Origin of the sequence: Cronbergia sp. UHCC 0137, from assembly GCF_034932285.1 — a bacterium.
In the GTDB taxonomy this organism is placed as follows: domain Bacteria; phylum Cyanobacteriota; class Cyanobacteriia; order Cyanobacteriales; family Nostocaceae; genus Cronbergia.
Genome location: NZ_JAYGHC010000087.1, coordinates 1 through 13,402, shown reverse-complemented (window position 1 = coordinate 13,402; position 13,402 = coordinate 1). Strand labels below are relative to the sequence as shown.

The window sequence follows — 13,402 nt, the reverse complement described above, 5'->3', positions numbered from 1 at the left end:
GTCATATTTCATTTCTTTTTGGGGATTTTAGGTGGACACCAAAAAAGGTTTTTACTAGATACCCCAAGGGATTCGAGAATTGACCGCATCACATCTGTACAATACATCCAGTGTCCCAAATCAGCATACATTCGATCTGGGTTAAATTCCACATTGTAATGTAATACTTTGGGCAAATTTGAGAACTCGTCGGAAGATTGAGGAGAAAGCAGCAACAGTTGAAATGGTTTCCCCTGACATTTTTGTTCTAACTTACTAACTAAATCAATTACACCATTACGATCGCTCTTTCCTGTACGGATAAAAAGCACTTGATCACAGTGTTGCAGTGCATACCAAAACCGTTCCGAACGTGCGGAATAACGCACACGCATCCGTTCATGGACGGGGGACATATCATTAACGGGATCTTCTGTATCTTCGACTTCATGGGCAAAAGATAACCCAGACCATTTACTATGGTAGATTCTACCCGCATCTGCACTGTAATGGAGGAAAGCCGGATTCCACATATCCTCAAAACCGTGAGCGATCGCATCCGCAACATCCCCTATATTGGTGGTGCGCGTTAGATCAAAGGGAAAGGCTGGCCCATCATATTCCATTTTATATAACATCATTCTCACGGCACAGCGATCGCCCAAAGGTAGAATCGCTACCCGGCTAATATCTGTTAATTTGCAGATATATTGGAAAAACACTGCTGATTTGGGGGGAATTTTGACCCGACTTTCTAACCCATCTTCACCAATCATCATTGTCCGAAAAGCAGCATCGGGATCGAGGGGATCATGATATACTCCTGATGGCATGGCTTTTAAGGCGTTGCGGATCTCTGTCCACATTGGTTGAAGATTGTAATCATGATCCGATTCATTAATTACAATTAAACGACTCTCGCTTTCTTTCAAAATCCCCAAATTCCCATCATAAAATAACAGTTGTGAATTATGAGGAGAAAATAAACTGAAAGCAGATATATATTCTAAGTCTGCTCCAGGGGGAATATGTAATGTAGTGGTAATTGTCCGATTTTCAGCCAATTCTAAATAGGGAAGTGTGCCTTTTTGGGTATTCTTACTAATATAAATTCCCGGTATCAATTCTGTCTGATTTTGCAGAGCAGTTTGCAGTTCTTCCCAATAGGGAGCAATGCTATATTTGTATTTAGATGGGTTACTAATTCGTAATCGTTTATCTTCGACTTTAGCAGAGAGATGAAAACCTGAATTATCTAGAAAAATAGAAACTGGATTCTGCTGGAAACGTTGTTTTTCTTGAGCTAATTTATTTTGATCAATAGCAAACAAACTCAGATCAATTGCTTCATACATTAAATGATGACCGATTGTGTTTGGGTGAGCAGGATCGAAAGATATTCCCTCTTTCCAACGTCCCTGGCCATTATCCACTGCTGCTAACCAATCCAAAATCGGCACGTTCCAACTTAACATCCGGTTGTGGGTATCTTTCAACAACCAATAATGTTCACTAGAATATTCATTATGAGGGTAGACACCGCCTAAAATGGGGATAGCGCCCAATTCCCTGGTCATTTTTACAAGTTGCTGCAAACCACTTTCAAACCGTCGCTGTGCTGCTCTTCTTTCGTGAGGGGGACAATAAGCCAAACCTTCATTTCCCAGAGATAGGGCAATAATTACCACATCTGGTTTTTGTGGGGTGACAACGGCGGGAAATCGAGCGATCGTGTTGCCGACATTTGCTCCCAATTGTGACACATTAACGAGTTGGTGTCCATATTTTTGTTGCAAAGTCTCTCCTAATTCCCAAGCCCAACCCTTGAAAAACCAAGATTTATAACCTGATGCTACAGAACTACCAATAACGACTATTTTCAACCCGTCAAATTCTTGTTTTATTGATGTTTTGATAGGAGATTTTTCTATGTATGCAAATGGATAAGGTTGTAAATAACCAAATGCTCCATCATCAACAATTGTACCAGAATGATCATTTTTTTCCATGGGCAACCAACGATTTAAACCCAGAGCTTCCCATTCTGCATTAGCTGTTGAATCAACACGTACATATTTATATTCAATTTTTTCAATATCTGTGATGTCGATTTCTATTTCTGTCCACCATAAAGGATAGAGATTGGCATTTGTCCGCAGGGGAATAGATTTCGTGATATCCCACAATCCCAATTCGGGAGTAGAACCGACAAGTCCGATAGACTCACCCGTGTGAGTATGGGCAATAATCTGAAATTTATACATAGTTACCATGGCGATTTTGAAATACGGGTATTAATATAGCTGTCCTATTTCATTGATGACTCAAACCAGATTCCCCTACTGTAATGTTTATATCAAATCTATGGATTACTTGGGAAATGGACTTTTACAGAAAATCTAGTTATAGGAAAAGCTTACTTACAATATTCTCAATTTGTCTTTAAGCTTTGTCTAAGAATTTACTAAGTCTTAGATGTTGGGAAGCAGGGGGGAGAAATGAATCTTGTTACTAATTACCCATTAGACACCTTGTGAAAATCAAATACGCGTCACCTGAAGATCAATGAGGTACAGAATTTAAATTGAAACCTATACACAAAGCCAGTTTTTCTCCTGATTCCTGACTCCTGACTCCTGCTGTATTACGAATTTGTTGCCTTTTGAGAAAATGAGATGAGACAATCGCAATCATAGCGATCATGGCACAGAAGGAAAAAAGATGTCAGAAAATTTAAGAAGCAAAGTTGTCACCCAAGGCGTACAGCGATCGCCCAATCGGGCTATGCTAAGAGCAGTTGGTTTTAAAGACGAAGATTTTAATAAGGCCATTGTTGGTGTAGCTAATGGTTACAGCACCATTACTCCCTGTAATATGGGGATTAACAAACTGGCACAAAGGGCAGAACTGGGGATTAGAAACGCCGGCGCAATGCCCCAAATGTTTGGTACTATTACCATTAGTGATGGGATTTCCATGGGAACTGAGGGGATGAAATATTCCCTGGTGTCACGGGAAGTAATCGCTGATTCCATTGAAACTGCCTGTACTGGACAAAGTATGGATGGTGTGATCGCCATCGGTGGTTGTGATAAAAATATGCCAGGGGCAATGTTAGCGATCGCGCGGATGAATATTCCTGGTATCTTTGTTTATGGTGGCACAATCAAACCCGGACATTACAACGGTAAAGACTTAACTGTGGTCAGTTCCTTTGAAGCAGTTGGTCAATACAGTGCAGGTAAAATTGACGAAGCAGAACTATTAGCAGTAGAAAATAACGCTTGTCCTGGTGCTGGTTCTTGCGGGGGGATGTTCACAGCCAACACCATGTCTTCAGCCTTTGAAGCGATGGGGATGAGTTTACCCTATTCTTCCACCATGGCCGCAGAAGATGCCGAAAAAGCCGATAGTACAGAAAAATCTGCTCAAGTTTTAGTTGAAGCCATCCGTAAACAAATTTTACCACGGCAAATCATCACCCGGAAATCCATCGAGAATGCCATTTCTGTTATTATGGCCGTTGGTGGTTCGACTAATGCAGTGTTGCATTTTTTAGCGATCGCTAACGCCGCCGGTGTAGAATTAACCATAGACGACTTTGAAACCATCCGTGGACGTGTACCCGTTTTATGTGACTTAAAACCCAGTGGTAGATACGTGGCCACAGACCTACACAAAGTCGGTGGTATTCCCCAAGTCATGAAAATGCTCTTAGTCCATGACTTACTCCACGGTGATTGTTTAACCATCAGTGGTCAAACCGTTGCTGAAGTTTTAGCAGATATCCCAGACGAACCAAGCAGCAACCAAGACGTGATTCGTCCTTGGCATAATCCCATGTATGCTCAAGGTCATTTAGCCATCCTCAAGGGCAACCTAGCCACAGAAGGAGCCGTTGCTAAAATCACAGGGGTGAAAAAACCCATCATTACCGGACCCGCACGAGTATTTGAATCAGAGGAATCTTGTTTAGGAGCAATTTTAGCCAGCAAGATTCAAGCAGGTGATGTCATCGTTATCCGTTACGAAGGACCCAAAGGTGGACCCGGAATGAGAGAAATGCTTGCACCCACCTCAGCTATTATCGGTGCTGGTTTAGGTGATTCTGTCGGTTTAATTACCGACGGACGTTTTTCTGGTGGTACTTACGGGATGGTAGTTGGTCACGTAGCCCCAGAAGCAGCCGTAGGGGGGAATATTGCCTTAGTAGAAGAGGGCGACAGTATCACCATTGATGCCCAATCTCGTCTGCTACAACTGAACGTCTCTGACGCAGAATTAGCCCGTCGTCGTGCTAACTGGCAACCTCCCTCACCACGTTACACCAAAGGCGTGTTAGCGAAATATGCCAAATTGGTATCTTCTAGTAGTGTTGGCGCTGTCACAGATTTAAACCTGTAAAATAGTTAGGAGTGGTGTTAATTCCACATCCATCACTCCTAATTTTGTAAATCAACTTTAGCCGTAATTAATTGATGGAATTTGAATGGGATGAAGCCAAGCGTCTTACCAACATTAGCAAGCACGGCATTGATTTTATTGACATTGCGTCCGTGTTTAATGGAGATACAGTAACCGTTGAGGATAACCGCTATGACTATGGAGAACAGCGTTTTGTTACTTTCGGTTTATTACAAGGGCGCGTAATTGCTATTGTTATTACCAAACGAGGTAATTTTACACGTATTATTTCTGCACGAAAGGCAAACAAATATGAGCAACGAACCTATTTCGAGCAAGTCACAAACTGATTGGCAACGTTTAGATGCTATGACTGATGAAGACATTGATTTTTCAGACTGCCCTGAAATTACACCCGAATTATTTGCTAAAGCTGTGGTAAATAAGGGTTTACCAGATTCAAAAAACAAAGCGCAAGTTACATTACCCATTGATAGGGATGTATTGGAATGGTTTCAGTCTCAAGGACGAAGTTATCAAACTCAAATTAACGCCTTACTAAGAGCATATATGGAGACTCATCAGTAAAGTTTTTTCTATTATGATACAGCCAGTCATTGTCTGATAAAAAAGGCTTAAAGATTGATTATTCATATAATTTTTGATCGATATTCTGGGCTAAACTCCCATGTTCAACTGCACCAATAAAATCAGCTAATGGATCATTTATAAAGTCTTCATCCTTCCTTCGCTGAGAAGTAGATATTAAAACATGAAGAAACTGTAATACCTGACTAAGTTGTTCATCAGGAATTTGATTGATTTCTTCTAATACTGCTTGTCGAAGATTTGGAAGGGTACTCATAAAAGTAAACTAAAATTATTGATATTGCCTTCAATTATAACCCACATTGAGTTAAAGCTATATTTAGCTATTGCTTCCCAGATATTAATTTTTTGGCGGTAAATTTTAACGAGCTTAGTTTGATATTCATGAAATTAGGTTAAAATCCGAATATTGGCAATTTTAGGTATAAAAACTAGATTATGGCAAATGATGAGCATTTATCAAAGAAATGATATTATATACAGTATCAAGTCTTTTGAGAATGAGAACTACTTACAAATAGAAAATTGTGATCCAATACTACTCGGTTAAGCAAATTTGTGAACTGAAAACCACTGTAGAGACGTTCCATGGAACGTCTCTACCCTTCTTAACCGAGAAGTATTGGATTGGATGTTATAGATTTAATGTCTAAATATGAAATATCTTTGTTTGACGATAGTATGAGTTTAGAGGAATTTCAAGCAGAAGTAAATCAGGCAAAAATGATGTACTAACTAACGGCAAAGTTTGTATATGGTCTGATTTTAGGATGACGAAAACCAAGTACAATATCTGTAGCAGGAACACCGACTGCTAGGAAATCATTCGCAATACCTTCTTCTGTATCATCATATTGAATCCAAATTTTATGATCAATCAAATCTACATGAATTGGTGTGGTATGTAAATATTGATCCTCACTCCAACCAATATCTAAAACTAAATAACGTCCGTGTTCATCATCAAATAAAACTTCGGAGTTATAACCATCAGGTATAGAAGCGCGATATTCGGCTGTTTCTGTTAATATGCTTTTGATAATTTCTTGATATTTTAACTTAGTATCCATTGTACTATCTTATGATTCTCTTTTGGGTTTAGGTTTGAGGAAGTGATGGGGTATTGTTTGTAAGGAGCATTTCTTGAAATTCAGCTTTACGCGACCAGTATGCTACATTAGACACTTGTTCTAGAAAAGTAATATTTTCAAGTTTCCAAATGTCTATGGTATCGTCAAATAATGAAATAAATTTGTACTTTCTTTCTTGAAGGTAGCTAAGGTCTGACCAAACAGTAAAAACATTATCAGCCCTACTATTACCTGCTGTCACACTTGCTGTACTTAGTACATCAATCAATGATGTTTGTTGGCGATATTCGGTGCAAAAATCTACTTTTCGAGAACGCCCAGAACGTCCTTCAAATTTCTTATTTTGTTCAAAAGGTATTTGTTTCTCTGTTAAAAATTCTGCTACTTCTTCTATAATTGACTCAAAAGCTCTAGTTCTAAATGTAAACCAAATATCAGAAACTCTAAATGCTGCTTGCGATAAAGTTGTGACAGCAGAAGCTAAGTTTTCATTTTCTTGTATTCTAATTATTAACATTCCTTTATATCTTTCAACACCATGAGTTAATAGCGTATCTTGAATTAGAGTTTCTTGCTTTTCTGACCTTTTCTCAGATATAGTTTGCATCCGTAGCCAGCGTAAAGTTTCACCTAAATCTGTTAAGATATATTGTCCCTCTTTTTCCTTTAGATATATATCAATAACGTCACCGTCAGGATAAAGTAATGGGGTACGTATACGGATATAGTCGTTGACCGTTGAACAGGTAAACAACTCTCCAATCGTTCTGGCAATTTCTTGGCAAGGGGTTAACATTAGAGGAATAAATCTAACTGTAATGGCGGTGGATCTTGCATAATTCCATTATGCCTTATTCTCGATTCTAGACAAAACTGTTGCCATACTTTAACTGGATCGGTGACAGGAGCAGTTATATCCTCTGGAACATAAGCTTCTTTATCTCGATACGGCTCTCTCCAGCGATGCTTGTGTTTTTCTCCTACTAGGTTTCCATCAGGATTTTTATGATCTTGTCCTAAATCCAAAGCATATATTCTACCAGCAGTCCGATGGATGAGTGCGTAGGTCAGTTTTTCTGTTAGCGGGTTATAACTACCTTTGACAAAAATGGGATAACCAGGATTTGAGGTAAGCTCAACACGAAATTCTACAGCAGGAGAATGGTCTTCATCTTCAATCCATAAAATATTACCATCAATTTGTTTTGTCGGATCATTTATAAATTCCTCAAATTCTGCTTGAGTTAACATTCAGTAGCCAAAAAACACAACATAAATTATTGTGTCATAGAAAATACTTGAGAAATTTGGTTAATGCTAAATGCGATCGCTATTTTGATTAAACTTCATGAAATTAGGTTAAAATCCGAATATTGGCAATTTTAGGTATAAAAACTAGATTATGGCAAATGATGAGCATTTGGCAATACTGAAGCAAGGGGTAAGGACTTGGAATCGGTGGAGATATGAAAACTCCGAGAAAAAACCTGACCTGAGTGGGGCTGACCTGAGTAAAGCTTGCCTGAGACGGGCTGACCTGAGCGAGGCTAACCTGAGCGAGGCTAACCTGAGTTGGGCTGACCTGAGTTGGGCTGGCCTGAGTGAGGCTAACCTGAGAGGGGCTAACCTGAGTGAGGCTAACCTGAAACGGGCTAACTTGAGTGAGGCTAACCTGATTGGGGCTGATTTTCAAAATGCAACTTTAACAGCTTCTTCTATAAAAGATTGGCAAATTAATAGTGAAACAAACTTCGAGGAAGTAATTTGTGAATATGTTTATCTTGATAGTAAAGAAACAGAAAGACGACCTATCAATGGTAATTTTGCACCTGGAGAATTTGCCAGTTTATATAAAAAAATTATAGAAACTACAGATTTAATTTTACGCAAAACTCCCGAAAATGAGAATACTGTTGATAAGGCACAAAATATTGATGTAGATAATAATATCAATAACCAAGGCGTTCAATTTTATTCAAACTCAACAATTCACACTTGGGAAAGACTACGCTTTCGCTCAAAAACAGAAATCAAAATTGCTGAAGCATTAGACAGAACTGGAGTTTTATTTGTCCCCAACTCCTCAGCAAGACTGAACACAGCCACAGGTAGAGAAAATAAAGAAGCTGATTTTCTCATTTGTTATAACGGTAAATGGGGAGTTTTAGAAGTTGATGGACCACATCACACGGCAGAACGCAGAGTTGAAGAACAAGAAAGAGAACGCATTTTCAAGAAAAACGGTATTAAAGTAGTAGAAAGATTTGATGCTGGAAGATGTTATGACAAACCTGATGAAGTAGTGCAGGAATTTTTCAAAATGATAGATATTGGATATTCTTAAAATAAAGCACAGACCAACATCAAAATAAAATCAATCTTTAAATGATAAAATAAACTTCAAATTTTTCTAAATTTAGGAGTTACGCATTGACATAATTGATTAAATAAGCATTATCAATTCTATCTTTTGTAGGGTGTGGTTCGGCAAGCTCACCAACCACGTCAGACCCGATAATTGAGCATCTGACAAACTTCTTCTATCTGACGCACCGCACTAATATGGGATGACGAAAGCGTGAAACTAGGCAATTTCGTTCATACATATCATCTGCATTTTGTACAGTGCGTAAGTCCTAATTTATATGTATTAAACCTCTAGCATAATTGTTTTTATGGCAAGATTTTATATATTTTTGGTATTTTTTGCGATCGCTGCGCGTGCGGAATGTGAGTTAAAACATAACCTTGGAACTCTATGGCAAAGCAAAAATAAAACAAAACCCCGCAATCGGTTAAAATTACAGGGTTTTATTCTTTAATTTGGTGGCGGGAAGTGGATTTGAACCACTGACCTTCGGGTTATGAGCCCGACGAGCTACCAGGCTGCTCTATCCCGCGTCGCTTTGTTGTCTCTCGACTTCTTTAATATAACGCGAAGTCAAAAGTTTGTCAACTATAAAAGCGATAATTCTCCAATTACTTCTAAACGCTTGTATTTCCCTAAGTTCATAAACTTCTCAGATAGGCTCTGGGCAACGCTGGGAGTAATCCAGCCCATTTGTTGCAGTATGTGAATGGCTACGGCATATTTTGCTCGTTTTGCCCCATCCATGACTTTAATAGATAATCCCATGCCTTCGCCCAGCCTGCCGATGCACTGTACACCCTCTGCTCCAGATTTACTCACCAGTTCTCCTGGGGTGAGACGCATTAATTCGGTATCAAATTCTCCATCCCCAGCAACCATTGTGGGATGGTGATTCATGGCGCGGATGATCCGTTCCATATCTAAATTATTGCTGGAGGCTAACAGGGCATACAAAGATGCCATTTGACTGAGTTGCATCAGATAGGTGGGTGCGCCGCAGTCGTCATGAACGCTGATAAATTCCTCGGCTGGCATTCTTAACAATTCTGCCACTTTGCCTAACACCAACTGTTGAACCGGGTGTTTACGATCCAGGTAGTTGTTTAAAGGCCAATGGCGTTGCTGACATACAGCTAACATTCCGGCGTGTTTACCGGAGCAGTTATATTCTAGGGAACTGCTTTTGCCTTGGGGAATTGGGCATTGGAGAACTGTGGGGTCAAGATCAGCCCGCCAGAGGATGTTAAATACTTGCCTTACCTGTTCGATCTGGCCTTTGTGGGAACTGGTGATAATTGCTAAGTCGCGATCGCTTAAATCATATCTTTCCAGTGTGCCTGTGCTGGTGACAGCTAGTGCCTGAAATGGTTTGAGGGCTGAACGGACAAATGTTGCCGTTTCTGAGTTGCCAGCGACGGAAAGTACCCGTCCTCGTTCGTCACAAATAACAGCCTGGACTATGTGCCTAGACTCGATTATACCTTCCCGCAGTAACCTGACTTCGAGGGCTGGGGACTGAGTTCGTTTTCCCATTGTCATGGGTTAATATCTATCACTTTTTAATGAGTTTTTGATTTTTAGGATAGTATTGCAGGAAATTTGTGATTTTTCCCCTACTATTCACTGATTATTTAAAACAGCTTCCAAACTATCGTACCAAGAACATACATTCCCGCCAAGCCAGCAAAGGTAATTTGTAGGCGTTGGAATATGGGTTTGATGTCGTAGGTGACAATTAGGCGATCGCGTGCCATAATCTCTTGGGGTTTTGTCCAGGTTTGACCATCATACCAACCAGATTCTTCATAGAATACGGTGGGACTGTGAAGGCGATCGCGCACGTACCACCAACCCAGATATAACCGCACCAGTGCCAATATTACCCCCACACTAGCCCCCCCTGCTCCACAAAGAATAAACTGGGTGATCTGCTTTTGTGGAGGAAAGCTGGCCGCTGCCACAGGCCCAGCCAATAGCCACGACCAACTCCAAATCCAAAAGATTTTGGTCAGATAATTGCCCCAACTTGAGGTGCTATCACGAAATAGCCAAGAGGTTTTTAACTCTTCGTACTCATTTAGTGGTTGCTGTTCGGTAGGAACTGGGCAATTATCTAGGGAGTATTTCATCATTGTGGGTCTTCACCTTCCTCATCGGCATTTGGTAAAGCAATTCGTTCTCCATGTACCCAGAAGGCTTCTAAGTTATAAAACTCTCGTTCTTTGGGCATCATGATATGCACGATCACATCACCATAGTCTTGTAGTACCCAACTACCTTCCGTTTTTCCTTCTGTTCTTAGGGGACGGCGTTGCCAGTCTGTTTCAACTTTGGCTTCTATGGATTGAGCGATCGCTCTCACTTGTACTCTAGAATAACCAGTCATCATCACAAAGTAGTCAGACAGATACGAAACATCTGCCACCCTCAGCAGAATAATATCCCCTGCTTTGCGATCTAATGCAGCCTCAGCAATGGTTCTAGCTAACTTTCCACTCACATCATCAGTTTCAGCCATTGGACTACTGACTCTGTTTTTAGTCAGTGGGACAGATTGTAATGGGAAATTTCCTTGGAGATAATCAGTCATTCAACCTCAGTGCTTTTTTTCCTTTTGTAACAATTTTGGCAATTGACTTACAAACAACAAACAACTTAATTGCAATTGTGTAAATAGGTTTTTTTGAATACTAACAAAAAATAAGTGTTTTTGGGGCAGATTAGACAATTACATCTGTTCTCTGTTGAATGCAGTTTCTATCTATATTGTAACCAATCACCCAAATTTGAGCCGATGTAGATTAATTTATCACAATCTCAGTCGGCATAAATATTTACAGGATTTTTTAGGAGGCGGTTTATTGGCTAAAATATTTAGAATAGCGTAAATCACCATGAAAACTCTTCTATCCCAAGTTTGATAAGTCACGCAAGTTCCTCGTTAGTCAGAAAAAAGAAGGTGAAAAATAATTCATTTCCTGTTATCTGTCGTTGCTTGGGTTAAATTATTAATTTTCCTGTTTTGTAACTATAGCTGACTGAGTACCATTGGCTATTAATGAGTAACACAAAGCTTCGTACTGATTTAACGCTTGTTCAAAGGCATAGTGTCCTACAGCATATTCACGACTTTTTAACCCCAAAGTTGTTAAATTTTCTGGGTTTTGGGACAATTCTAAAATCACCGAAGCTAAAGCTTGAGGATCTTCTGGAGGAACAATAACCCCACCGCCACTTTGCAAAATTGCTCTAGCTGCCGTACCATTTTCAGGAACAGAACCAACTATAGCCCTACCACTAGCCAATAAAACTTGAATTTTTGAGGGCATATTGAAGGAAATCACATTTTTCTTTTGTACAACTAAACCTATATCTGCTGCCGCTAACATTTGTGGCAAATCTTGACGGGGTTGAAATGGCAACAACAAAACATTATCTGCACCACAATCTAGACACTGTTGCTGCAATCGTTGTAAACCCTTGGCTTCACCAACCACCACAAAGGCAATATTTGTAACTTCCCTGAGTAGGGCAGCAGCTTTAATTACAGTTTCTAAGCCTTGTGTCAGGGCAATATTACCAGAATACAAAACCACAAATTTATCATCTAGCTGATGAACAGCACGGAAAGGATTATTTGTTTGTGGTAGAGGAGAAATAAAATTTACATCCACCCAGTTGGGAATTTGCACAATTTTCTCGTCAGGTACACCCTTTGACAACAGATTTTCGACAAATCCATCAGCAATTACACTAACTTTGTTAGCAGAATGGTAGGCAAATTTTTCTAAAACTGTAAATAACTTAATCAGCCATTTATTTTTGAGCAGTCCCACATGGATAGCTGCTTCTGGTAATATGTCTTGTAGGTTTAAAATCACTGGACAAGCTTTTAGCCATCCTAAGACAGCCGTAGGAACACAAACCGGTAAAGATGGTGAAGTTGAAAGAATTACATCTGGTCGCCAACCCATTAATGCAGGTACAAAACTGGTAACGACAAAACTAGCATCCAGTAATACCCGGTCTAAAAGATTCGGCTGTGGACGAATCCAAACATAACAGCGTTGAATTTCTACCCCATTTACAAGTTCTTTTCTATACAATTTACCCCTATATTCCTGATAAATTTGACGTTCAGGATAGTTAGGCATAGCTGTGACTACACGCACTTGGTGTCCCCGTTTAACTAATCCCTCTGCTAATTCAGTCATTAGCGGTGCAATACCAATAGGTTCTGGGTGGTAGTTATAGGAGTAAATTAAAATCCGCATAACAAATTAGACAGCGTTCTGTGCTTGTTGATAGAATAATTTTGACAATAATCGCTTGTCTTTTATTTTACTGTAAATGGTTGCTATTATTTCTTTTAATACTTTTTTTATGTCAGTGAATTTTCATCTTCCCATATTTAGTCTAATACAAAATTAGTAAGTATTGTTTCTATTGATGTAAGTTAGCAGTTAGATTAAGTAAGGTAGACTTCTCAGAGTTACAGTTTGAGCTTTTGTTTAAAGGGAATATTCGGATATAAAAGCGCAAGTTACTACCGTCTCAAGTATATTTGTCCTTTTAACCGAGCCGTTTTAGAATCAGCATTCAAATCTGGTTTGACTAATTTTGAAGATGCTGTACTCAAATGAAATATACTGTATCAATGGGAGAAAATATATAGCTGTGAGTTTTTTATTATCCCAGAGAAGAAATTGTTTATATAAGACTTCTTGCAAAAGTCGTGATTTTCAAATTTTTCTTTGCGCCTCTGCGCCTCTGCGTGAGCTTTTCAAGAATATTCTTGGCGACACCAAAGTATTTATGCAAGAGGTCTATAGGACTCCTATTTGAGTTTTGAACATACAAGTAGGTTGGACATTGCCGAGAATCTGCGGGTTTTGGTGGGCATTGCCCACCCTACAATACTTAGATTTATTTAGAAATCATTTAGCCC

General features: G+C 39.4%; 13 protein-coding genes and 1 tRNA gene. 4 read left to right on the top strand and 10 right to left on the bottom strand.

Translation table 11 applies throughout. The features are described 5' to 3' along the window. Positions 1 to 8: 8 nt before the first annotated feature. On the bottom strand, positions 9 to 2,243 hold the full coding sequence (locus VB711_RS25495; protein WP_323289233.1) for a DUF1796 family putative cysteine peptidase: 2,235 nt from the start codon (positions 2,241 to 2,243) through the stop codon (positions 9 to 11). A 457-nt stretch (positions 2,244 to 2,700) separates the two neighbouring features. Between VB711_RS25495 and ilvD the strand changes: the two genes are divergently transcribed. The 3 genes from ilvD to VB711_RS25480 all read left to right on the top strand — a co-directional run bounded on the left by ilvD (position 2,701) and on the right by VB711_RS25480 (position 4,971). After that, positions 2,701 to 4,383, top strand: coding sequence for a dihydroxy-acid dehydratase (gene ilvD / locus VB711_RS25490; RefSeq protein WP_323289232.1), 1,683 nt, complete (start codon positions 2,701 to 2,703; stop codon positions 4,381 to 4,383). A 74-nt stretch (positions 4,384 to 4,457) separates the two neighbouring features. After that, a complete protein-coding gene (locus VB711_RS25485) occupies positions 4,458 to 4,733 on the top strand; it encodes a BrnT family toxin (RefSeq protein WP_323289231.1) in 276 nt (91 codons plus the stop codon). Next, positions 4,696 to 4,971 (top strand): BrnA antitoxin family protein, encoded by a 276-nt coding sequence (locus tag VB711_RS25480; RefSeq protein ID WP_323289230.1) that lies wholly within the window; start codon positions 4,696 to 4,698, stop codon positions 4,969 to 4,971. Before VB711_RS25485 ends, VB711_RS25480 begins: the two co-directional genes overlap by 38 nt. A gap of 58 nt (positions 4,972 to 5,029) precedes the next feature. Here VB711_RS25480 and VB711_RS25475 read toward each other — a convergent pair whose 3' ends face one another. The 4 genes from VB711_RS25475 to VB711_RS25460 form a co-directional block, all read right to left on the bottom strand. Further along, positions 5,030 to 5,248, bottom strand: coding sequence for a hypothetical protein (locus tag VB711_RS25475; RefSeq protein WP_323289229.1), 219 nt, complete (start codon positions 5,246 to 5,248; stop codon positions 5,030 to 5,032). A gap of 475 nt (positions 5,249 to 5,723) precedes the next feature. Further along, positions 5,724 to 6,062, bottom strand: a complete 339-nt coding sequence (locus tag VB711_RS25470) for a XisI protein (protein ID WP_323289228.1) — start codon at positions 6,060 to 6,062, stop codon at positions 5,724 to 5,726. Positions 6,063 to 6,090: 28 nt separating this feature from the next. Further along, the gene (locus VB711_RS25465) at positions 6,091 to 6,879 is read right to left on the bottom strand and encodes a DUF1828 domain-containing protein (protein ID WP_323289227.1); all 789 of its coding nucleotides are present in this window, start codon (positions 6,877 to 6,879) and stop codon (positions 6,091 to 6,093) included. Beyond that, a complete protein-coding gene (locus VB711_RS25460; protein WP_323289226.1) occupies positions 6,879 to 7,334 on the bottom strand; it encodes a DUF6978 family protein in 456 nt (151 codons plus the stop codon). Before VB711_RS25460 ends, VB711_RS25465 begins: the two co-directional genes overlap by 1 nt. Before the next feature lie 151 nt (positions 7,335 to 7,485). Between VB711_RS25460 and VB711_RS25455 the strand changes: the two genes are divergently transcribed. Further along, positions 7,486 to 8,427, top strand: coding sequence for a pentapeptide repeat-containing protein (locus VB711_RS25455; protein WP_323289225.1), 942 nt, complete (start codon positions 7,486 to 7,488; stop codon positions 8,425 to 8,427). A gap of 480 nt (positions 8,428 to 8,907) precedes the next feature. Here the strand turns inward: VB711_RS25455 and VB711_RS25450 are convergent. From VB711_RS25450 to VB711_RS25430, 5 genes are all read right to left on the bottom strand, one after another. Next, positions 8,908 to 8,984: transfer RNA gene (locus tag VB711_RS25450), tRNA-Met, on the bottom strand. A 55-nt stretch (positions 8,985 to 9,039) separates the two neighbouring features. Next, on the bottom strand, positions 9,040 to 9,993 hold the full coding sequence (locus VB711_RS25445; protein WP_323289224.1) for an asparaginase: 954 nt from the start codon (positions 9,991 to 9,993) through the stop codon (positions 9,040 to 9,042). 92 nt (positions 9,994 to 10,085) lie between these two features. Beyond that, on the bottom strand, positions 10,086 to 10,586 hold the full coding sequence (locus VB711_RS25440; protein ID WP_323289223.1) for a CGLD27 family protein: 501 nt from the start codon (positions 10,584 to 10,586) through the stop codon (positions 10,086 to 10,088). Then, complete coding sequence (gene rsfS / locus VB711_RS25435; RefSeq protein WP_323289222.1) at positions 10,583 to 11,044, bottom strand: ribosome silencing factor; 462 nt, start codon at positions 11,042 to 11,044, stop codon at positions 10,583 to 10,585. The genes VB711_RS25440 and rsfS overlap by 4 nt, the downstream gene beginning before the upstream one ends. 418 nt (positions 11,045 to 11,462) lie before the next feature. Then, positions 11,463 to 12,728: a WcaI family glycosyltransferase gene (locus tag VB711_RS25430; protein ID WP_323289221.1), complete on the bottom strand. Its 1,266-nt coding sequence runs from the start codon at positions 12,726 to 12,728 to the stop codon at positions 11,463 to 11,465. Positions 12,729 to 13,402: the final 674 nt, after the last annotated feature.

Coding starts and splice junctions, on each gene's coding strand:
- VB711_RS25495 (WP_323289233.1), bottom strand. CDS start 2,243: ATGTATAAATTTCAGATTATTGCCCATACTCACACGGGTGAGTCTATC.
- VB711_RS25445 (WP_323289224.1), bottom strand. CDS start 9,993: ATGACAATGGGAAAACGAACTCAGTCCCCAGCCCTCGAAGTCAGGTTA.
- rsfS (WP_323289222.1), bottom strand. CDS start 11,044: ATGACTGATTATCTCCAAGGAAATTTCCCATTACAATCTGTCCCACTG.
- VB711_RS25475 (WP_323289229.1), bottom strand. CDS start 5,248: ATGAGTACCCTTCCAAATCTTCGACAAGCAGTATTAGAAGAAATCAAT.
- VB711_RS25480 (WP_323289230.1), top strand. CDS start 4,696: ATGAGCAACGAACCTATTTCGAGCAAGTCACAAACTGATTGGCAACGT.
- VB711_RS25430 (WP_323289221.1), bottom strand. CDS start 12,728: ATGCGGATTTTAATTTACTCCTATAACTACCACCCAGAACCTATTGGT.
- VB711_RS25460 (WP_323289226.1), bottom strand. CDS start 7,334: ATGTTAACTCAAGCAGAATTTGAGGAATTTATAAATGATCCGACAAAA.
- VB711_RS25470 (WP_323289228.1), bottom strand. CDS start 6,062: ATGGATACTAAGTTAAAATATCAAGAAATTATCAAAAGCATATTAACA.
- VB711_RS25440 (WP_323289223.1), bottom strand. CDS start 10,586: ATGATGAAATACTCCCTAGATAATTGCCCAGTTCCTACCGAACAGCAA.
- VB711_RS25455 (WP_323289225.1), top strand. CDS start 7,486: ATGGCAAATGATGAGCATTTGGCAATACTGAAGCAAGGGGTAAGGACT.
- ilvD (WP_323289232.1), top strand. CDS start 2,701: ATGTCAGAAAATTTAAGAAGCAAAGTTGTCACCCAAGGCGTACAGCGA.
- VB711_RS25465 (WP_323289227.1), bottom strand. CDS start 6,879: ATGTTAACCCCTTGCCAAGAAATTGCCAGAACGATTGGAGAGTTGTTT.
- VB711_RS25485 (WP_323289231.1), top strand. CDS start 4,458: ATGGAATTTGAATGGGATGAAGCCAAGCGTCTTACCAACATTAGCAAG.